Below are 20,527 nucleotides of genomic sequence, written 5' to 3' on the forward strand. Positions count from 1 at the left end.
GGCAATTGGCTCCCGCCTTCTTCGCGGGAGCTGATTTCGAGGTATTTGAATTGGCGTTTCACTAAGAGATAACCGAGGCAGTTTCATGTTTCCAGCCACCAGCCATCCCGGCGCACGCTTCGGGGAAGGGCAGTGTCGGTCCGGGTCGAGCCTGCGGTCATGGACCTTCGGTGACTGCGCTTCAGGGTTGAAAGGGGGCGCCCTAAGGCTTTGGCAATGGAGCGGCGGAAACGCGCGGCGAGTGCCAGCACAACCAGCATCAGGCCGAACATACCTTCCGGTTCCGGCGCGGAACTGCCGCTGAGGTTCAAGGACGGATAGGCGCTTTTCGGCACGCCTGAGGCCTGCGGCAACGGCACACTCCTGCTTTGAGCGCTCGCAGGGACATTGTTGACCGTCTTTTCCGAGACCGCCACAAAGGACGTAAAGCGGGATTGCAGGGAGTAGGTCAGGCCGAGTTGTGTGATTTGCCTTTTGAGACTTTCGTTGCTGCTCCCGCCGATTGTATAGGCCCGGTTCTTGTCGAATATCTGTTCCCGTGCCCAGATCAGCGGCACGGTTTTTTCAGATTGTGCTGCTCGTGCGGTCGCAAAGCTTTCATCCGCATCAAGATCGACGTCGAGTGGCAACGACGCTTTGTGGCCGTTGACGATGCCGTTGACATAGATCCTGTGCTTGCCGCCCTGGGGGTATCTGGCCAGAACCCGAACGGTACCACCCTCGAACAGATCCGGAATTTTTGCCGGCGTCGGTTCCGAGACGACCAGCCCGTTCCAGTCAACGGAGATATCGGTCAAGAGCGGTGTTTTCAGTTTTGCTGCAAAGTCTGCGGCGATCTCGCGATAATTCCCGTCCACCGGAACGTAGCGGGCGTATCCGCGTCCTTCCCGAGCCATCGCGTCAAGCAGAAATCGATTGACCGAATTTCCGACACCGAAGGAATAGATACGGGCGTTTCCGATGCGGTCGGAGATTGTCTGGATGACATTCCTTTCATCGCCGATATAGCCATCTGTGAGAAAGACCACGATGCGCGTCGTGTCGGAAGGTTGCCGCGTGTCAAAAGCGGCATTCAGGGCGTGATTGAGTTCCGTCCCGCCACCGGCGCGCAGACTGGAGACGTGGCTGATTGCCAGGCGCTTGTTCCTGTCGGTCGCTTTGGTCGAGTTGTTCGAAAAATGGGACGCGCTGCTGGAAAAACTGATGATACGGAAGTGGTCGTCAGGCCTGAGAGACCGGATGGCGGCCGTCATGAATGCCTTGCTCGCATTCATCGGCTGGTCTCTCATGGATCCGGAAGTGTCGAGCACGAAGACCAGTTCGCGTTTCCCGATCATCGCTTCCGGCGGAATTTTCGGAGGTTCAATCAGCAGTGAAAGGTATCCTCCCCGTTCGGCGTCAAAGTGAGAGGTGAGCCCTGACGCAATCTCCTTCTCCGAGTTCAGTTCATACCGCAGGACAAAATCCCTGTTGTCGATCTCTCGTCCCGAGGTGAAGCGAACAGACTTTTGCGATCCGTCGCCGACCACTGTCACCGCGTGCGTATCACTTTCAAGATGCGAGATCGGGATCGGTGAATTGAGCGTGAGATCGAGTGCAACGCGATCCGGGTCGATTGTCTTTGGCGCGTTCTGTCCGATGACAGGCGGATAAGCCGGAAGTTTGTCGATGGACCAGCCGGATACGCTGTCGGTTCTTGGCGCAGCTTCGGCAACGGATGTGTCACCGGATGCCAGGCTCTCCATCTCTCCGTCCTTGGTGTAGCTCACGAGCTTTGCCGGACTTGTCCGGCCCGGCCGCTCGTAGCGTGGCCCGACCACCATCGGAACCACCAGTTCGTAAGCTCCATCGACCTTCGGTACGTTCTGGACATATTCAATCGTGATTTTCACAGGCCGTCCCGGCATGAGATTCGCAACGTCCTGGGTGAACATGTTCGGCCGGTGTTGCGTCAGCAGAGCGGCGCCCTTGCCCTCCGCCTTCGCCTTTTCGTAGGCAGCTTCGGCCTTGTCTTTTTCCTTGATCCGGGCAATCAGCGTCTCGCCGTCGAGGTCGACGCGCATGGCGTGAATGGCGGCTTTTTGGTTCATCGGGAACAGGTAGGTGGCGTTGACGGGGTGGCTGGAGGAATTGAGGAAGGTCTGCGTCAATTCGACATGAGCGATGTCGCCGTCAATTTCGATCTTGTAATCGGATTTCAGCAAGGGAAGCTGGAATTCCCTGGCTCCATGTTGCGCCAGAACCACGCCCGACATTTCATCGGGTGTGGGCAGGGTTGCCTGTGCAGGCAATGCAGTGCTGATCACGAAAACGGTTGTGAACCGTGCAGCAAATGTCGTCAGAAAAGTCATGGAACTATCCTTCTCGGCTTATGGTTTTGCTGGAAATTGTTGTGCGAAGATCAAGGGCGGCGATGGCTGCGGCTTCAAAGGTTTCCAGATGACTGTCCGGAAGGTTCCAGGGTGTAATTCTCTGGATGCTTGTCCATCGGGCTCCCGGGTTTTGCAGCCACAGCCAGATGGCTTCCGCGATATTGTGGGTTGTTTCGCCGGTGCTGGAAGTGAAGGTGACGGCAACACGCCATTCTTCTCCGGTTTCGGAGCGTGCCCTGTAGAGGGCAGTCGGAACCGGAGCGAAGCGTGTTCCCAGGAATTCCACGTCGTAACCGAGCCCGCGCAGACAATCATCCGGAGCGTGCAGGTGCCGCAAAGGCGATGTTGTTTGTACGAGGGTCAGGGCAAGCGCGCCGTAACGGCGTTTCTGGGCGTGCCCTCCGTATTGTTCGAAATAGCGTTGCTCGACCGGCAGCAGGTCCTCATCAACACCAAATTCTCCGCCGAGCGACAGGGGGAGGATCTGTGGCTGTGTCGCAGCTGACACATCAAGAGCATTTCGCGGCAGGGTGACGATCACCAGCGCCAAGGCAAGAAAGACAAGCGCGCTCAAGTGCTGAACGGGCCTGCTCGGTGACCAGGCGAACCAGCCGGTGGTACCGGTGGACCTGTTCACCCGGCGCGGCTTGTAAAAGGCAAGGACGGGCAGCAACGACAGACCAAGTGCAACATAGCCGATGATATCGTGCAGTGGCTGGGCCATGACATTCAGGCCGAAAACGTGTTCCGGATGGGAAAGTCCAATGGCAAGCGCGCCGATCCGCAGAGCGTTGGCAAGCAGACTGAGCGACATCGTGAGTGCGATCCAGAAAGCGGAAACCAGAATTCCGGGCCGGAACAGAGCGTTCAGAACCACGATGAACGCCATGGCGAGCATCAGGCCGGATGTGCCGGAGCAAGGCAGATCCACGAGGACATCCTTGCCGGCAAGCTCGATCCTGATTCCGGAACATTGAACGTCCGGGAAGATGAGCCCCAGGCCCCTGCAGGTCAGATTTGCGGAAATTTCCTGCAGCGGATATCCGACAATCCGCTGGATGATGCGTTCCACCGGAAGTGTGAACAGGAACAGGATCGACAGCCAGAAAGGGGAAACCGGTCGCGCGCGGCTCCCGGTGCGGAGCAGGACGGAAAGTGCATATACATCGAGGGCAAGCGCAAGCCCGCCGATAACATTGATCGCGAGTACCTGGCTGAGAAAACGGATGAACCCCGATACCAGGAGGAGGGCGATCGCTGTTTGGCGGTGTCGGGTCTCTGGCCCTGTGACTGCACTGCCGAGCGACCAGGCAAGAAGCGCCAGAATCACCACAAGGTAGAGCGCACCCGATGAGGTGTAGGACGGATCGAACCAGGTCCCGATGAGCCAGCGAACGGGTTCATAGGCAAGAACGAGTGAGGCAAGTACAAAGCTTGCCGTGGTGAGTAAGTATGGCGCGAAACGTGTCATGGCACGTGTTGTGCCGGTTCCGCTTGCAGCCGTTTGTCAGGCCTTGTGCAGTTTTTGCGCAATTCCTCCAAACTGGAAAAACAGTGACCGGCTCCGAATGCCTGATGTCTGGTATCGCGCCGGCCAGCGTTTCCTGTACTGCGGGTGTTTTAGAATCCGAGGCCGGCGGTCTTGAAGAGAACAAAGCCCGGAAACAGAACGAGCGAAGACAGCGTCAGCAGCATGCCGATCGCGCGGCCAATGCCAAAACCCGTCGTGACAATCGTTGCATAGTGGAGCATGCGCCCGAGCAACAGCGCAATTCCGCCTGCCAAAAGCAGTATCTGCGGTGCACCCGCAAGCTCCGCGGCAGCCATTGCAAGCAGGGCTATAGGCACGGTTTCGGTGAAATTGCCATGAGCGCGCATCCGTTGCAGCAGGATATTGTCACCACCGTCCATGAACTGAACATCGGTCTGAAGGCGACGAAGTCCGACTGCGACAGTCATCGGGATCTGTATCAGGGCAAAGATGGCGACAAAGACTATTGTGACGGGCAGTGCGGAAATGATTTCCATTTCTGGGTCCTCCAAATTTCGAGACGGCCTTCGTGGCGGCCGGCAGCTACGAACAGGAACGCGACTGCCGGCCGGTCAAAAGGCCACGGGAACCGGATAAGCGGTGCGATCAGGGATCAGGCGTCAGCCGGGGTCTCATAGGTGATCAGCGCAATGACCCCGCCAACAGGATCGACAAGCGTTGCCATGCGGCCGACACCGGGCACGCTCATGGGTTCGCTGGCGATGGTTGCACCGAGCGACCTGGCTTTTTCGATGCGCGCATCGACGTCATCGACAGTGACATAAGGCACCCAGCGCGGCGATTCCGCAGCCATTGGAGGAAAGCCACCGATCTTCTCTTCACCATTTGCGATGACCGTATAGGTCATGCCCGGCATTTCCATGTCTTCAAGACCCCAGCCAAGCAGGCCGGTGTAGAATTCCTTAGCTTTCGCGCCATCGCCACTGTGAAGCTCCATCCAGCTGAACGCGCCATGGGTTTGCATCGGATTGGTCATGTCTTCCATCCTCAAGGTTTGATGATCCGCCTGGAAGGCCCAGGTGATCGGAGGACGGAGAGGGACTGTCAGATCCGACAGGTGCGGGCAAATTTTTTGAAACAATATGCGCAGAGATCACAATCCGGCGTCTGGAGGGCATCCATTGAATGTCGGATACGCACCACTGCGGACTAACGGCACTCGTCAGCAATCCAGTCGATCAGCGCTTTGCAGGCAATCCGGTTGGCGGTTTGTTTCACCGGATGGACGAGCCAGAATCCGAGTTCAGGCTCTGCCTCTTCCAGCCAGACTTCGCGCAGCCGCCCGGTATTCACGTCTCCAAAGGCAATGAGATGAGGCGCTATGGCGATTCCCTGGCCATTGGCCGCCGCATCGAGCGCGAGCGATGTTTGATTGAACTGGAGCGAGGCTTTCGGACAGGGAAGGCCCTGCTCCGGCAGCAGTTTCTCCCAGAATCTGTGCCCGTCCTGGATCAACGGCAAATCTGCCAGGTCACGCAAACCGCAGGGTTCGACAGGACAGAATTCGGCGTTCGGGCTGCAATACGCCTTCAGATCCAACCCGGCCAGTCGGTGAATGGCGAGATCCTGGTTCGCTGGTCTGCCGCCTTGCCGGACCGCAGCGTCCACGTCCTGCGTTTGAAAATCGGTGATGTGTTCACTTGCGACAATCCTGACTTCTGTTTCCGGATTGTTCTCCATGAATTTCGGGAGCCGCGGAACCAGCCACTTTGACGCAAAAGACGGTGGAACGCTGATGGTGACGACGTTGCTTTCAGGCTGCAATTTTTTTGTAGCCTCTTCGATTATTGCCAATCCTCTGGAAACATCGGAATGATAACGCTGACCAACTTCGGTAAAGGACAGGCCGCGCGCGTTCCTGTGAAACAACAATACGTCCAGGTCCGCCTCAAGCGCCCGTATTGCTTGTGCAACAGCGCCTTGTGTGAGGTTTGCCTCCTCGGCGGCAAGGCGGAAATTGAGATGTCTTGCCGCCGCATCAAACATTCTCAAGTGCTGTAACTTAGGAGTGCGCATTTTTTCATGACAGTAGTTTTTCTACAGTCTAGTGCGGCTGATTATGATTGGTCAAGACCGCTTCAAGGCCATACGTTTCCGTATCGATTGACGAGCCGAGGGTGAGAAGATGACAGAGAACAAGGTGGCAATGGTCACGGCCGGTGGCAGTGGCATGGGGGCGGATTCGGCACGGAGACTGGCACACGACGGTTACAAAGTCGCGATTCTCTCTTCTTCGGGAAAGGGTGAGGCCTTGGCCGCCGAACTGGGAGGCGTCGGGATTTCCGGTTCCAATCAGTCCAACGAGGATCTGAAACATCTTGTTGAACTGGCCATGCAGCGGTGGGGCAGGATCGATGTCCTGGTCAACAGCGCAGGTCATGGTCCGCGCGCACCGATCCTGGATCTCACTGACGAAGACTGGCACGCTGGTTTGGATGTCTACTTCATGAATGTCGTGCGCGCGGCGCGGCTGGTGGTGCCGGTCATGCAGGCGCAGAAATCAGGAGCAATCATAAACATTTCCACATTTGCGGCATTTGAACCCGATCCCGTTTTTCCGACATCTGGTGTATTCCGCGCAGGATTGGCGGCCTACACCAAATTGTTCGCTGACAGGTATGCCGCAGAAAACATTCGCATGAACAATGTCCTTCCGGGCTTTATCGACAGTCTTCCCGAAAAGGAGGAATTCCGCGCACGCATACCGATGGAACGCTACGGCCGATCCTACGAAGAGATTGCGTCTGTCGTTGCGTTTCTCGCTGCAGAAGGCGCTGGCTACATAACCGGTCAGAATATTCGCGTTGACGGTGGCATAACCCGGTCGGTCTAGAGGCCGGGGACGCGTGATCTGAGCGCGTCCAGCTTTGAACAGATGTGTTGCCGCTCCACTTCTGTTCCCGCATGCTGGATGGCCGCTTCATAAGCTTTACGCGCCTTTGAAAACTGTTTCAATTCGGTCAGCAGGGCTGCGGTGGTTGCATGGTAACTGGCGTATCTTTCCAGCGGAGCAGCCAGTTGCTCCAGTTGACCGAGTGCTTCCTCAGGGCCCTTCAACTTGGCGATCACAACCGCCCGGTTCAGGGACACGACGGGAGAAGGGCGGATTATTTCCAGGGCGCGATACAGCCGGTCCAGTTCCGCCCAATCAGTTTCGTCATAGCGCGCTGCCCTCGTGTGCGTGGCAGCGATGGCCGCTTCTATCTGCAGCGGTCCGGGAGTCGCTTTTCTGAGGGCAGCTTCGAGAAGGATGATGCCTTCGGCGATCAATGTGCGGTCCCACTGCAATCTGTCCTGTTGTTCCAGCGTGACGGCCTGACCCGTGGCTGACAGGCGTGCCCGCCGCCGGGAATGCTGGATGAGGCAGAGTGCCAGAAGCCCCCGCAATTCAGGCTCTCCGGGAAACAGGCGGACAAGAAGGCGCGCGAGGCGAATTGCTTCCTCGCAAAGTGTTTCGCGAATGAGTTCCGAACCTTGAGACGCCGAGTAGCCCTCATTGAAAACGAGATAAATGGCGTTTGCGACCACGGAGAACCGTGCCGAGCGCTCGGCGCCGTCGGGGTCCTCGTAGCGGAGCCTGGCCGCCTGCAGCCGTTTCTTGGCACGGGTAATCCGTTGTTCCATTGTCTTGGGCTGAACAAGAAAAGCACGGGCGATTTCGTCGACGGAAAGTCCGGCAACAATCTTCAGGGCAAGTGCGATCTGTTGATCGCGGCGCAAAACCGGATGACAACAGGTGAACAGGAGACGCAACACGTCGTCCCGGTAGACGGACCGGTCGAGCGAGAGTGTCAGTTCCTCTTCCGGATGTACCCCGTCATGGACGGGCTCCAGATCTTCAGGAGCGGTGAGCGTCTCGCGGCGCTTCTTGCGGAAGGCATCAATTCCCGCGTTGCGTCCGGCAACGATCAGCCAGGCAGCCGGATCTTTCGGAATATCATCCTGCTGCCATGTTTTCAGCGCCTTGAGTGAGGCTTCCTGAAAGGCATCTTCAACGACATCGATGTCTCCGAACGCGCGGTTCAGAGCCGCCAGAACACGGGGACGGGATGCCCTAAGATGCGTCGATAACCAGGCGCTCGGCATTCTTGAAATCGGCTCCTTCGAAATACTCAACCGGACGGATTTCCACGCGCCCGTGCTCCAGCGGCAGAAGTTTGACGGTATCTATGGCTTCTTCCAGCGAAGGACAGTCAATGAGATAGAAGCCCATGAACTGTTCCTTGGTTTCCGCGAACGGACCGTCTGTCACCAGGTAGTCGTCGCGTTCCTTGTTGACCGTCACCGCGGTTCCCGTGGACATCAGCTTGATGGCAGACGCGAACGTCTTGCTGCCCTTGGTGTGTTCGTGAAAGGCGCGGTGGTGGCGCATGATCTCGTCATGCTCCTCCGGTGAGACAGCATCCATGAAATCTTCACTGGCATAAATCAGAACTGAAAACAGCATCTTCTTTTCCTCCGGGGCCTCGGGATTGATGACCGAGGAACGTCCGGGCGCGAGCTTATCCGACAAGGCCGGGGAAGAAAATTGCCCCAACTGGATCGAACTTGCACCTGGCACTGAAAAAACTGCGTAGCTGCGCCTAAACCGGTCCATGAGTAATTTTCCCAAACTTCTCCGGGGATGGGGAATGTGCATTACTTATTGTGATATTTGTTGTGGGAGGGTCTCATGCGTACTGCCGCTGTTGCTGTTTTGGCATATTTTTCCGTCACTACGACGCTTCCTGCACAAGAGTTCGACGTCAACGAGGGTCAGCTCCTCGATGTTTATCCCGGGGAAGCATATTCGCCCTATGCTGGGCGTAGTTTTCCTGAACATCCCTTGTGGGGCGATACGCATCTTCACACCGGCCAGTCAATGGATGCAGGCGGGTTCGGAGCAAGGTTGACGCAGGAACAGGCATGGCGTTTCGCACGTGGCGAGGAGATCACGGCGTCTTCCGGCCAGCCTGTCCGGCTCTACCGGCCCCTTGACTGGCTTGTGATCACCGAACACTCCGACGGTATGGGGCTGATTACCGACATTCTCGAAGCCTCGCCGGGCGTGACCAAATACGAACAGGGTCGCAAATGGTCGGAAGGATATCGGGCCGGTGGGCAGGAGGCCGTCGCTGCCACGATTGACCTGATCACGCAATTCAGCCAGGGCAACGTCGATCCGGACCTTTTTGCGCAGTATCAGCCGGGTGCGCGCCGGTTCGCGTCGATCTGGTCGGACAATGTCAAGACTGCGGACGCTTTCAACGAGCCCGGCCGGTTCACGGCGCTGATCGGCTTCGAGTGGACTTCGCTGGACAAAGGCAACAATCTGCATCGCAACGTGATCTTCCGCGATGGGGCGGAAAGAGCCGGGCAGGTGGTTCCCTTCACCATGACCCCGCCTTTCGGAAGTTCCGATCCGCTCGATCTCTACAAGTGGATGCAGGCCTACGAGGACAAGACCAACGGTGCAGTCCTGGCGCTTGCCCACAACGGAAACCTCTCCAATGGTGTGATGTTCCCGGTCGACACACAGTTTACCGGCAAGGCGATCGACAAGGACTATGTCGAGCAGCGTGCCAAATGGGAGCCGCTTTACGAAATTACCCAGATCAAGGGCGACGGCGAAGCACATCCCTTTCTGTCTCCGAATGACGAATTTGCCGACTACTACAACTGGGACGCGGGCAATCTGGACCTGTCCGTGGCCAAGACAAACGACATGCTCGCTGGCGAATATGCTCGCGAGGCCCTGAAGAACGGGTTTTTGCTGGAAGAAAAATTCGGCACCAACCCCTACAAGTTCGGCTTTTCCGGAGCCACCGACAGCCACACCGGCCTGGCGACGTTTGAAGAGGAAAATTTCTTCGGCAAGCACACCGGCTACGAACCTTCCCCCGATCGTCTGACCCATCCATTCGTGAAAACCGAGAATGGAGAACTCTTTGCCTGGCAGATGGTTTCCTCGGGTGTCACAGGTGTCTGGGCACGTGAAAACACGCGCGAGTCTCTTTTCGATGCCATGCAGCGCAAGGAGGTTTACGCCACCACGGGGCCACGCATGATGGTGAGACTGTTCGGTGGCTGGGATTTCACCGACCAGGACATGGAGACGCGCAATCCGGCTCTGCTCGGCTATCGCAAGGGTGTCCCGATGGGTGGAGACCTGATGCCGAAGCCGGAGGAAGCCGAGGCGCCGGCATTCATGGTTTATGCCTTGCGGGACGCGGTTGGTGCCAATCTGGATCGGATCCAGATCGTCAAGGGATGGATGGATGCAGACGGCAACACTCAGGAAAAGGTCTATGACGTTGCATGGTCCGACAGCCGCGAGCCGGGAACGGACGGCAAGGTTCCGGCAGTCGGCAATACGGTTGACGTGCAAAATGCCAGTTGGACAAACTCGATTGGCGCGTCGGAATTGGCAACTGTCTGGACCGATCCCGATTTCGATCCTGGCCAGCGCGCCTTCTATTACGCACGCGTCCTGGAGATCCCTACACCGCCCTGGTACGTCTACGATGCATTCCGATATGGCGTCGATATTCCCGAAGGCGCGCCGACAAGCCAGCAGGAACGAGCTTATACGTCCCCGATCTGGTACACGCCGGGAACGTAGTTGCTGTGCTTTGTACGCCATCGGCACCCCGGACATATGCTATTGGATCATGTCTGGTGCCGGGTAAGTAGTTTATTGCGAAACTGGCCATTCGCAAATGCGGCAGGCTATCAGAAGAGGCCCTCATGAAGCTGAAAGACACCATTTTCCCGCTGATCATGCTGCTGGCGTTGTTCGGCATGATCGTGATGGCGTTCAATCTTCCGGTCGGGATCGGTACAAAACAGCTTGGCCTTCTCGTCTTCGGTGCAATTCTTGTGTTTGGGGTTTTGAACCTTGGATTGATCGTTTTGGAGAGTCTGAAGAAGCGCGGACGTTGAAGCGGTCAACTCACGAAGGCGTCCAATGGCGCGTGGCAAGAGGTCAGGACTATCAAAGAGACGGGGTTTAAGTGGGGCAGAGCGTCAAAGATGACCGGGATTCGTCGGTTGGCCAGCCAGCCACTTGTTCATTTTCTTCTATTGGGCAGCCTCATTTTCGCGGCTTATGGTTTCATTTCGCCGCCGCCGGAAAGTGAGCCCGTAGACGAGAATGCCGAAATCGTCGTCACGCAGCAGAAACTGCAAAGGCTGGTAACTGAGTTTGAGGCCGTATGGCAGCGTCTTCCTACAGAAGCAGAAAAACAAACTCTTGTCGCATCGTATGTGCGCGAGGAAGTTCTGGTGCGCGAAGCACTGAAACTGGGACTGGATCGTGACGACATTGTGCTTCGGCGGCGTCTGGTACAGAAGATGGATTTTCTGACCACCGCCGCGGCACGCTCCCGGAAGCCGACGGAAGAAGATCTGAAATCCTATTATGACGCGAACAGGAATGCTTACCTGCGGTCTGGCCGAATATCTTACGAGCAGGTTTTTCTTGGATCTCCCGCCGATGAGGAACTCGCTGAAGAGGTTCAAGACAGGTTGCGTCAGGGTGCGGACCCCGAAGTGCTTGGAAGGCGGACATTGCTTCCGTTCCGGTTGGATATGTCGGCCAGGTCGAAAATCGACGGAGTATTCGGCGACGGCTTTTACGAACGGATCGAGGCATTGCCGTTGAATGAGTGGTCGGGGCCGGTCCAATCCGGCTACGGGCAGCACCTGATCCGCGTTACCCAACGACAATCAGCCGAATATCTGCCATTTGAATCGATACGCAATGAGGTCGAAGCGGACTGGGCGCTGCGAAAGGCCGAAGAGCTGCGTGACGACGCGTATGCAGCCATGCGCGAACGCTATCGCATCGTCCTGCCGGAGACTGGACAATGATCCGGCGGTTGATTTCAGGCGCTTTCCTGATTTTGGCATCGGCCTGCATCTCAAATCTGGCACACGGACACGCCTTGCAACCGGGCTATGTGTCTCTGGAACAGAAAGGCGAGAACATTTGGCAGGTTTTTTGGCGCAAGCCCGATGTTTCTGGAAAACCCATGCCGATAGACCTGTTGCTCCCGAGCGGTTGCTCGCCTCGGAAAGGGCCTTTGCCGTCTGCCAGTGCGGGAGCATGGGAGGCGGTCTGGACCGCGGTGTGCGAGGAGGCACTCCCTGGCAGCGTCGTTTCGATTCCGGGACTGGAGAACACACAAACAGATGTTCTGTTACGCTTCGTGCCGTCGGAAAAGACGGCAGTTTCCCTGCGTCTGACAGCGGATGCGACGTCCGCAGTTCTGCCCAAAGAGCCTGGGCCGTTCAAGGTACTGGGAACCTATGCCGGCCTCGGATTTGTGCACATCCTTGAAGGATGGGATCATCTGTTGTTTCTGTTTGCACTTCTGGTGCTTGTCCGGGGCTTCTGGCGACTGGTTGGCGCGGTTACAGCTTTTACGGTGGCGCATAGCCTGACACTCGCAGCGTCAACGCTCGGGTGGATCGCCTTGCCGCCTGCACCCGTTGAAGCGGTCATTGCCCTGTCCATCGTTTTCCTTGCGAGTGAAATAGCACTCAGCACTCCCGACGAAAAACGGCTTTCGCAATCTGCTCCCTGGGTGGTGACATTTGCCTTCGGTCTGCTTCATGGGCTTGGCTTCGCCGGTGCTTTGAAGGAAATCGGACTGCCGCAATCGGACATCCCGCTTGCTCTCTTCGCATTCAATGTCGGCGTGGAAGCAGGCCAGCTCGTCTTTATTGTCTTGGCGACTGTGATTGTGTTTGTCGTTTCCAGGCTGCTCCGGAAAGGCCCGGTTCTGGCCCGCAGACCTGTTGGCCTGACGCTCGCCTATGTGATCGGCAGTCTGTCCAGTTTCTGGTTGATCGAGCGGGTTTTGTACTTTGCAAATACGTGATCCATCCACGGATTGCAGAAGTCTATCCCAGCCAGCCATCCTTCTTGAGCGTCTGATAGGTGTCGTTCAGCGTCTTTTCCGCACTCTCGACCAGGAAATCGGCCTCCTCGTGGCTAAGGACCAGTGGCGGCGAGATGATCATGCTGTCGCGGACGGCGCGCATCACCATGCTGTTCTGGAATGAGATGTCGCGGCAGATCGTTCCAACGGTACCGGTGTCAGGAAAGGTTTTCTTGAGATCGGTTTTGTCCGGAACAAGCTCCAAAGCGCCCATCAGGCCGGTCATGCGGGCTTCGCCGACCAGCGGGTGATCGCCAAGTCTCAGCCAGCGCTCTTGCAGATAGGGTCCGATGTCGTTCTTGACCCGCTCAACCAGGCCTTCGCGCTCGATGATTTCCAGATTGGCAAGCGCTGCTGCTGCACAGACCGGATGGCCGGAATAGGTATAGCCATGATTGAAATCGTCTCCGGAATTCATCAGACCTTCCGCGACCCGGTCTGAGACAAGCACGCCGCCCATCGGCAGGTACCCCGAAGTCAAACCCTTGGCGATCGGCATGAGATCCGGCTTCACGCCGAAATGGGTCGAGCCGAACCACTCACCGAGGCGTCCGAAGCCGCAGATAACTTCATCGGAGACGAACAGGATATCGCGTTCCTCAAGGATCCGGCGCATCTCGGGCCAATAGGTTGCCGGTGGAATGATGACACCGCCTGCACCCTGGATCGGTTCGGCGATGAAGGCTGCGATCTTTTCCTCGCCTATTTCGTCGATTGCCTCTTCCAGCTTCCGCGCCGCAAGGACCCCGAATTCTTCCGGGCTCATGTCCTGGCCTTCACCGAACCAGTAAGGCTGGCCGATGTGATGGACACCGGACACCGGCAGATCGCCCTGGGCATGCATGGCTTTCATGCCGCCCAGGCTGGTGCCTGCAAGAGTTGACCCGTGATAGCCGTTCCAGCGACCGATTATCACCTTCTTGTCGGGCTTGCCCATCTTGTCCCAATAGGTGCGGACCATGCGGAACACCGTGTCGTTGGCCTCCGAACCCGAGGAACAATAAAAGACGGTGTTGATGTGGTCCGGCGCCAGTTTGGCCAGCTTTTCAGACAACGCGATCGCAGGTGGATGTGTTGTCTTGAAGAAGGTGTTGTAGTAGGCGAGTTCGTTCATCTGGCGATTGACGGCATCGGCAATCTCCTTGCGCCCGTGTCCGACCTGAACGCACCAGAGCCCGGCCATGCCGTCGAGGATTTTCTTGCCGTCTGAATCCGAGATCCAGACGCCGTCGGCCGACGTCACGATGCGGCTGCCTTCCTCATTCAGCGATTTCATGTCCGAGAAGGGATGCCAGTGATGGGCCGCGTCGATTTCCTGAAGGGCCTTGGTCGGATAGATGTTGGAATGGGCCGTCATGGCGTGAACTCCAAAGGAACAGTGATGCTGATCAGACGTTGAGCAGGAGATATTCCCGTTCCCAGGCGCTGATCACCGACATGAAGGTTTCGAATTCCTCGTATTTGATCGCACGATAGGTGGCGACGAATGTCTCGCCGAAGATTTCAACCATCTCGTCGGAATTCTCGAATTTTGCGACAGCTTCCGGCAAACCACGCGGCAGCGATTTGGCAAGTTCGGTGCAATCGTCACTCCTGGGCGCATCGGGCGTCAACTCGTTCACGATACCCAGGTAACCGCAGGCGAGGCTTGCCGCGATCGAAAGATAGGGATTGGCGTCGGATCCGGGAATCCGGTTCTCAAGTCTCCGCGCCTCCGGGCTGGAATAGGGCACGCGCAATCCGACCGTTCTGTTGTCATAACCCCAGTAGACGTTGACCGGTGACGTCGACGTCTTCGAAAAGCGCCGGTAGGAATTGACGAAAGGCGCCATGATGCAGGTGACTTTCGGCAGATATGTCTGGTGTCCTGCAATGAAGGAGAGGAACGCGGGTGTTTCCTCGCCATTTTCTCCGGCAAAGATGTTCCGGCCGGTTTCCTTATCGATCACCGACTGGTGGATATGCATTGCCGAACCGGGTTGATGCGACATCGGCTTGGACATGAAGGTCGCGTACATGTCGTGCCGAAGCGCGGCTTCGCGGATCGTACGCTTGAACAGGAACACCTGGTCGGCAAGGGCAAGCGGATTGCCGTGGCGCAGATTGATTTCCATCTGCGCAGCGCCTTCCTCGTGGATCAGTGTGTCGATCTCAAGTCCCTGGTGTTCGGAAAGGTCATAGATATCGTCGATAAGGTCGTCGAATTCGTTCAGTGCTAAAATCGAATAGGATTGACGACCAACCTCGGGACGGCCGGAGCGGCCGGTCGGTGGCTCCAGCGGATAGTCTGGGTCGGTGTTCGGCTTCACCAGGTAAAATTCAATTTCCGGTGCAACAACGGGCTCCCAGCCCTTGTCCTCGTAGAGTTTCAAAATGCGCTTCAGCACGTTGCGCGGTGCCGTTTCCACCGGGGCTCCCTGGCGTGTATAGGCATCGTGAATGAGTTGCGCGGTCGGATCGCTTTCCCAGGGCACCGAGGTTAGCGTGCTGTAGTCTGCACGAAAATAGAGGTCGCCATCGGTTGGGTTGTGCTGGAAGCGCTCGTCATCGTCAGGATAATCACCGGAAATCGTTTGCGCGAAAATCGAGGCCGGCATGGTCATGACCGGGCCGGAGAAGAACTTCTCGACCGGCATCATCTTGCCTCGCGCGACACCTGCAAGGTCCGGAACGATGCACTCGATGTCTTCGATGTTGCGTGAATGCAGCCATTCCAGCGCGGCGTCGCCATCCGGAACCCCACGCAAACTGTCCGTTGCACTCAGACTGTTTTTGGCAGGCGTTTCATCACTCACGACGGGCTCCAGGGGTTGGGCACGAACAGGTGCCGGATAGTGTGTTGGTTTCTCTTTAGCCGTTTGTCTGCAATCAGCACGAGATTGCGATCAAGGGGCATTGGTGAATTTTGTGATCACAAAATGACACGGTCTTTGATCCGGATCAACCGTCTCATGTCGTTTCAAGAATTTCCTTGCCGATAAGTCCCATGCCATCGGTGATGTCGCCCATGATGGCGTCCCGGAGCGCATCCCGGTCACGCTGCTCGATCGCGCGGATCGCTTCCTTGTGCTGGTCGACGAGAATCGCGGTTCCGACCCTGCCATAGACAGTGCGCATGAATGGCGCGAACTGAAGCCAGAGACTGTCGATCAGAGGCAGAAGAACCTTTGAACCGGACGCCCGGTAGACATGAAAATGGAACGCGTGATTAAGGCGCATATACGCCTCGGCGTCACCGCTGATGATGCACTGGTCGATTTCGTCATCAATCGCGGTCAGCATCTTCACATCGCGTTTTGACAGCTTTTCGAGCGAGCGTTCGGCCAGTTCCGGCTCCAGCAACAGCCTGGCCTTCAGCACTTCGTCAAAGCGATCAGGTGTCATGTCAGGAACCTGGACACGCCCGTTGCTCTTGACCTCAAGAGCATTTTCGGCAGCAAGCCGCTGCAAGACTTCCCGGACAGGCATCGGGCTGACGCCAAGGTCGGTGGCAAGCCCGCGTATCGTCACGGCTTTTCCAGGTATGAAACGCCCAGTCAAGAGCCCGGAACGGATGGCTGCATCAACTTGCTCGCGTGTTGCACCCCGGGACGATGTGGCACCCTTGCGGTCATTCGCAGGAGGCGATGTCAGGGCGGAATGCCGGTCGCTCAACGCGGTCTCCCAATCATTACATTTACTCAATTTGTGTGATCTGCCTTGACAGACAATTACGAAAGTGATCACATTTTTGGAAATGAAGCAAACGAAAGCTGAGAGCCCGCAGGTCGTATCTGTCCAGGCAACTCGGTCTGAAAGCAGGGGTTTAATGAACGAACTTCCCCACCAGATTCTGGAACATCCGGCTGAACCCGGATGGAAGGTGGATTTTGATGCCTTTTTGGAAACGCATCCCGATCTCGACACTCTTGAAGTGGTTCTGCCCGACACCAACGGTGTGCTCCGCGGCAAGTGGTTGCCGGGCAAGGCACTGAAGAAGGTCTTCGAACAGGGCGTTGCCTTTCCCTATTCGCTGTTCGGTCTCGATGTCTGGGGGCGGGAAGTGGAATCGACCGGGATGCACCTGGAGACCGGCGACAAGGACGGCGTTTGCTGGCCGATCCCGGAATCCCTGAAACTGGTGCCATGGACGGAGCGCAAGACGGCGCAGGTCCTCCTGTCGATGTACGATCGCGACGGACAACCGTTCCCGGCCGATCCGCGCCACGTTCTGGAAAACATGGTCGAACGGCTGAAGTCTGAATTCGGCGTGACCGCGACCTGTGCTTTCGAACTCGAATTCTACCTGTTTGAGGAAAGCGAAGGAGATTGGACCGAACAGCCCAAGCCGCTGTTCTCGACGCATCTAGGCCCGGCACGGCAAAACATGTACGCCCTGTCGGATCTGGAAGCGCTTCTGCCGGTCGTCGACGATCTTCGCAAGGCCTGCGAGGCTCAGGGGATCCCGGCGGACGCAGCGGTTTCGGAAGCCGCGCCCGGTCAGTTCGAGCTCAATCTGCATCACCGGCAAAACCCGCTTTTGGCCGCCGACGACGTGGTGTTGCTCAAGCGTCTGGTTGCGGGTGTTGCACGCAAGCACGAACTCAAGGCATCTTTCATGGCCAAACCATTCGTGGAATGGCCGGGAAATGGCATGCATGTGCATGTTTCCATGGAAGATGAAAAAGGCAACCTTTTCGCGGATCCGGACAAGGGGCCGGAGCGTCTTGGTTATGCCATCAACGGCCTGATGAAGACCATGCCCGAAGCATTGCTTCTGTTCATCTCCACCTTCAACGGGTTCCGCCGCATGCAGCCGGGCTCCTATGCCCCGGCCTCGATCTGCTGGGGGTATGACAACCGGTCCGTCGCGCTGCGCGTTCCTGCCTCGAGCCCGGAGGCCGCGCGTGTAGAACACCGGATCGCGGGGGCGGATGCGAACCCGTATCTGGTGCTGACCGGGATCCTGGCCGGCATGCTGGAAGGCCTCGTGCAGAAGAAGGAACCACCGGCACCGGTCACGGGAAATGCCTATGAGAAACGAAAGAAACGGCTGACGCCCTGGATGGACGAAGCTATCGACGCTTTTGAGGCATCAAAGCTGATGAAAAGGGCAGTCGGTCCGGAAATGCACAAAGTGCTGACCGAGATCAAACGGGAGGAATTGAACGAATTCGGGCGGGAGATTTCCTCCCTGGAGCGTCAGACCTATCTTTGACGCACTCACTGCCCAAAATCGGCGCTGGACAAACATCTGGCGCCTCGCCAATGTTTGGAAGACCAGAGGACAAGACCGACAGGGATTGTCCGATTAAAATCAGGAACAAGGCCGAAAACGGCCACCATCAAACTTCTGAAGGGGAGTTCAGAATGACTGTTAAGACATTGTTGACCGGGGTCGCAGCTCTCAGCCTGCTGAGTAGTGTTGCCTATGCTCAGGACCGGACCGTGAACGTGTACAATTGGTCCGACTACATCGATGAGTCGATCCTGGAGGACTTTACCAAGGAAACCGGGATCAAGGTCGTTTACGACGTCTTTGACAGCAACGAGGTTCTGGAGACGAAGCTCCTTGCCGGTGGCACCGGTTACGACGTTGTCGTTCCGACGGGTACCTTCCTGGGAAGACAGATACAGGCCGGCGCATTTCAGAAGCTGGACAAGGACAAACTGTCTAACCTTGAAAACCTCTGGCCCGAGATCATGGCGCGCGTCGTGAAATTCGACCCGGGAAATGAACACGCCATAAACTACATGTGGGGGACCACCGGCTTCGGGTACAATGTCGACAAGATCAAGGAGATCATGCCTGATGCGCCTCTGGACAGCTGGGATATGGTCTTTGATCCTGAAATCGCGTCAAAGTTCGCCGATTGCGGTATCTATATGCTCGATACCCCGGATGAAATGTTTCCACCCGCATTAAATTACCTTGGTCTTGATCCCGACAGCAATGATCCGGCCGACTTCAAAAAAGCGACGGAACTGCTGATGTCGGTGCGCCCCTATGTCCGAAAGTTCCATTCTTCCGAATACATCAACGCGCTGGCAAATGGAGACATATGCCTGGCAGTTGGATGGTCTGGAGATGTGTTGATAGCACGTGACCGCGCTGCGGAAGCCGACAACGGTGTGACCGTCGAATACGTCATTCCGAAGGAAGGGGCCATGATGTGGTTCGACAACATGGCCATTCCGGTCGATGCACCGCATGTCGAAGAAGCTCATGAGTTTATCAACTACATCATGAGACCGGACGTGATCGCCAAGGCGACAAACTATGTCTTCTACGCAAATGGAAACAAGGCGAGCCACGAGTTCGTTGACAAGGAAGTTCTCGGGGACCCGGCTGTCTACCCGGATGAGGAAACCGTAAACAACCTGTTCATAACAACAACCAAGCCGCCCAAGACAATGCGGACGCGGACGCGGGAATGGACCAAGATAAAAACCGGTCAGTAAGCTTGTAAACACCGCCGGGTGCCAAATCATTGGCACCCGGCGGTTCCATTTTATCCAGTCGTTTGTGGGTGGGGGCTGTCTTGGCAAAAAAATCCATTGGTCCGGTGCGTCGGGAATTTGTTCCCTGGGAAAATTCCGACCATCCTCCCTTTATCGAGTTTCGCAACGTCACCAAGAAATTCGGTGAATTTGTCGCGGTCAGGAACCTGTCCCTCAAGATCTACGAGAAAGAGTTTTTTGCGCTTCTCGGTGGCTCGGGTTGCGGCAAGACGACCCTGATGCGCATGCTCGCAGGGTTTGAGACACCGACATCCGGACAGATATTCCTGGACGGCCAGGATCTTGCGGGTATCCCTCCTTACCGGCGTCCTTCCAACATGATGTTCCAGTCCTACGCCCTGTTCCCACATATGAACGTGGAGAAGAACATTGCCTTCGGGCTGAAACAGGACAGCATGCCGGCGCAGGATATCGAAGCGCGCGTATCGGAAATGTTGCGCCTTACGAAGCTTGAGCAATTTGCACAGCGCAAGCCTCATCAGCTTTCCGGCGGCCAGCGCCAGCGGGTTGCGCTCGCGCGCTCGCTCGCAAAACGTCCCAAGGTTCTGTTGCTCGACGAACCGCTGGGTGCCCTGGACCGCAAGTTGCGCGAGGAAACCCAGTTCGAACTGATGAACCTGCAGGAAGAACTCGAAATGACCTTTCTGATCGTGACCCACGATCAGGAGGAGGCAATGACGGTTGCAGATCGCATTGCCGTGATGGACAAGGGCGAACTGGTCCAGGTAGCGACCCCTGCGGAGATCTATGAAGCACCGAATTCGAAATTCGTGGCCGACTTCATAGGCGACGTAAATCTGATTGAGGCCAAGGTGACCGAAAAATCGGATGCCGGAACGCGCCTGGTATCCATTGTCGACGGATTTGTCATCGATAGCGAACAGGAGACGGAAGCCGGTCTCGGTGAAACTGTCTGGTATGCTATACGCCCCGAAAAGGTCCGAATTGCCCAGGGCCGCCGGGAGGAGGGGCAGGTCAACCAGATTGACGGTCTGGTCTGGGACATTGCCTATCTTGGCGACGTCTCCTGCATTCACTCCAAGGTCGGCGAAGATGATCATGACACCATCCGTGCCACTTTTGCCAACATCTCCCGCATGGTCGAAAACCCGATCACGTGGGACGACGAGGTCGTGCTTTCCTTTGACCGGGATGCCGGCGTCATCTTGAAAGGGTAG

The 20,527-nt window shown here is 56.9% G+C and carries 18 protein-coding genes; 8 read left to right on the plus strand and 10 right to left on the minus strand.

The window, feature by feature from the left end; translation table 11 throughout:
• Nucleotides 1-83 precede the first annotated feature (83 nt).
• The 5 genes from ACO6TI_RS11700 to ACO6TI_RS11720 form a co-directional block, all read right to left on the minus strand.
• Nucleotides 84-2,351, minus strand: a complete 2,268-nt coding sequence (locus ACO6TI_RS11700; protein WP_422384976.1) for a VIT and vWA domain-containing protein — start codon at nt 2,349-2,351, stop codon at nt 84-86.
• A gap of 4 nt (nt 2,352-2,355) precedes the next feature.
• The gene (gene xrtT, locus ACO6TI_RS11705; RefSeq protein ID WP_422384977.1) at nt 2,356-3,843 is read right to left on the minus strand and encodes an exosortase T; all 1,488 of its coding nucleotides are present in this window, start codon (nt 3,841-3,843) and stop codon (nt 2,356-2,358) included.
• 149 nt (nt 3,844-3,992) lie between these two features.
• Nucleotides 3,993-4,400 carry an MAPEG family protein gene (locus tag ACO6TI_RS11710; RefSeq protein WP_029062202.1) on the minus strand — a complete coding sequence of 136 codons (408 nt, stop codon included), beginning with the start codon at nt 4,398-4,400 and terminating at the stop codon, nt 3,993-3,995.
• A 116-nt stretch (nt 4,401-4,516) separates the two neighbouring features.
• Nucleotides 4,517-4,900 (minus strand): VOC family protein, encoded by a 384-nt coding sequence (locus tag ACO6TI_RS11715; RefSeq protein WP_055120374.1) that lies wholly within the window; start codon nt 4,898-4,900, stop codon nt 4,517-4,519.
• A gap of 173 nt (nt 4,901-5,073) precedes the next feature.
• The gene (locus tag ACO6TI_RS11720; protein WP_422384978.1) at nt 5,074-5,940 is read right to left on the minus strand and encodes a LysR substrate-binding domain-containing protein; all 867 of its coding nucleotides are present in this window, start codon (nt 5,938-5,940) and stop codon (nt 5,074-5,076) included.
• A gap of 109 nt (nt 5,941-6,049) precedes the next feature.
• Here ACO6TI_RS11720 and ACO6TI_RS11725 point away from each other — a divergent pair, with 109 nt between their 5' ends.
• Nucleotides 6,050-6,757: an SDR family oxidoreductase gene (locus ACO6TI_RS11725; protein ID WP_104702286.1), complete on the plus strand. Its 708-nt coding sequence runs from the start codon at nt 6,050-6,052 to the stop codon at nt 6,755-6,757.
• Here ACO6TI_RS11725 and ACO6TI_RS11730 read toward each other — a convergent pair.
• Together ACO6TI_RS11730 and ACO6TI_RS11735 are read right to left on the minus strand one after the other, a co-directional pair.
• Nucleotides 6,754-8,010, minus strand: a complete 1,257-nt coding sequence (locus tag ACO6TI_RS11730; RefSeq protein WP_422384979.1) for an RNA polymerase sigma factor — start codon at nt 8,008-8,010, stop codon at nt 6,754-6,756. The genes ACO6TI_RS11725 and ACO6TI_RS11730 overlap by 4 nt on opposite strands.
• The gene (locus ACO6TI_RS11735; protein WP_158705394.1) at nt 7,979-8,521 is read right to left on the minus strand and encodes a YciI family protein; all 543 of its coding nucleotides are present in this window, start codon (nt 8,519-8,521) and stop codon (nt 7,979-7,981) included. The genes ACO6TI_RS11730 and ACO6TI_RS11735 overlap by 32 nt, the downstream gene beginning before the upstream one ends.
• A 75-nt stretch (nt 8,522-8,596) precedes the next feature.
• Here ACO6TI_RS11735 and ACO6TI_RS11740 point away from each other — a divergent pair, with 75 nt between their 5' ends.
• The 4 genes from ACO6TI_RS11740 to ACO6TI_RS11755 all read left to right on the plus strand — a co-directional run bounded on the left by ACO6TI_RS11740 (nt 8,597) and on the right by ACO6TI_RS11755 (nt 12,788).
• Nucleotides 8,597-10,525 (plus strand): DUF3604 domain-containing protein, encoded by a 1,929-nt coding sequence (locus ACO6TI_RS11740; protein ID WP_055119901.1) that lies wholly within the window; start codon nt 8,597-8,599, stop codon nt 10,523-10,525.
• A 125-nt stretch (nt 10,526-10,650) separates the two neighbouring features.
• The gene (locus ACO6TI_RS11745; protein ID WP_055119899.1) at nt 10,651-10,845 is read left to right on the plus strand and encodes a hypothetical protein; all 195 of its coding nucleotides are present in this window, start codon (nt 10,651-10,653) and stop codon (nt 10,843-10,845) included.
• Nucleotides 10,846-10,935: 90 nt separating this feature from the next.
• Nucleotides 10,936-11,775, plus strand: coding sequence for a peptidyl-prolyl cis-trans isomerase (locus tag ACO6TI_RS11750; RefSeq protein WP_422384980.1), 840 nt, complete (start codon nt 10,936-10,938; stop codon nt 11,773-11,775).
• Complete coding sequence (locus ACO6TI_RS11755) at nt 11,772-12,788, plus strand: HupE/UreJ family protein (protein WP_350185310.1); 1,017 nt, start codon at nt 11,772-11,774, stop codon at nt 12,786-12,788. The genes ACO6TI_RS11750 and ACO6TI_RS11755 overlap by 4 nt, the downstream gene beginning before the upstream one ends.
• Nucleotides 12,789-12,810: 22 nt before the next feature.
• Here the strand turns inward: ACO6TI_RS11755 and ACO6TI_RS11760 are convergent, their stop codons facing one another.
• The 3 genes from ACO6TI_RS11760 to ACO6TI_RS11770 all read right to left on the minus strand — a co-directional run bounded on the left by ACO6TI_RS11760 (nt 12,811) and on the right by ACO6TI_RS11770 (nt 16,502).
• Nucleotides 12,811-14,205, minus strand: coding sequence for an aspartate aminotransferase family protein (locus ACO6TI_RS11760; RefSeq protein ID WP_422384981.1), 1,395 nt, complete (start codon nt 14,203-14,205; stop codon nt 12,811-12,813).
• A gap of 31 nt (nt 14,206-14,236) precedes the next feature.
• Nucleotides 14,237-15,643 carry a glutamine synthetase family protein gene (locus ACO6TI_RS11765; protein ID WP_422384982.1) on the minus strand — a complete coding sequence of 469 codons (1,407 nt, stop codon included), beginning with the start codon at nt 15,641-15,643 and terminating at the stop codon, nt 14,237-14,239.
• 154 nt (nt 15,644-15,797) lie between these two features.
• Nucleotides 15,798-16,502 (minus strand): GntR family transcriptional regulator, encoded by a 705-nt coding sequence (locus ACO6TI_RS11770; protein WP_209016557.1) that lies wholly within the window; start codon nt 16,500-16,502, stop codon nt 15,798-15,800.
• Between the two features lie 154 nt (nt 16,503-16,656).
• On the opposite strand from ACO6TI_RS11770, the gene ACO6TI_RS11775 reads away from it, so the two are divergent.
• The 3 genes from ACO6TI_RS11775 (at nt 16,657) to ACO6TI_RS11785 (ending at nt 20,527) form a co-directional block, all read left to right on the plus strand.
• Nucleotides 16,657-18,045: a glutamine synthetase family protein gene (locus ACO6TI_RS11775; RefSeq protein WP_055120368.1), complete on the plus strand. Its 1,389-nt coding sequence runs from the start codon at nt 16,657-16,659 to the stop codon at nt 18,043-18,045.
• A gap of 152 nt (nt 18,046-18,197) precedes the next feature.
• On the plus strand, nt 18,198-19,289 hold the full coding sequence (locus ACO6TI_RS11780) for a polyamine ABC transporter substrate-binding protein (RefSeq protein WP_055120366.1): 1,092 nt from the start codon (nt 18,198-18,200) through the stop codon (nt 19,287-19,289).
• Between the two features lie 80 nt (nt 19,290-19,369).
• On the plus strand, nt 19,370-20,527 hold the full coding sequence (locus ACO6TI_RS11785) for an ABC transporter ATP-binding protein (RefSeq protein WP_104702278.1): 1,158 nt from the start codon (nt 19,370-19,372) through the stop codon (nt 20,525-20,527).

It is taken from the genome of Roseibium album (assembly GCF_965233825.1).
Taxonomy (GTDB): Bacteria; Pseudomonadota; Alphaproteobacteria; order Rhizobiales; family Stappiaceae; genus Roseibium; species Roseibium album.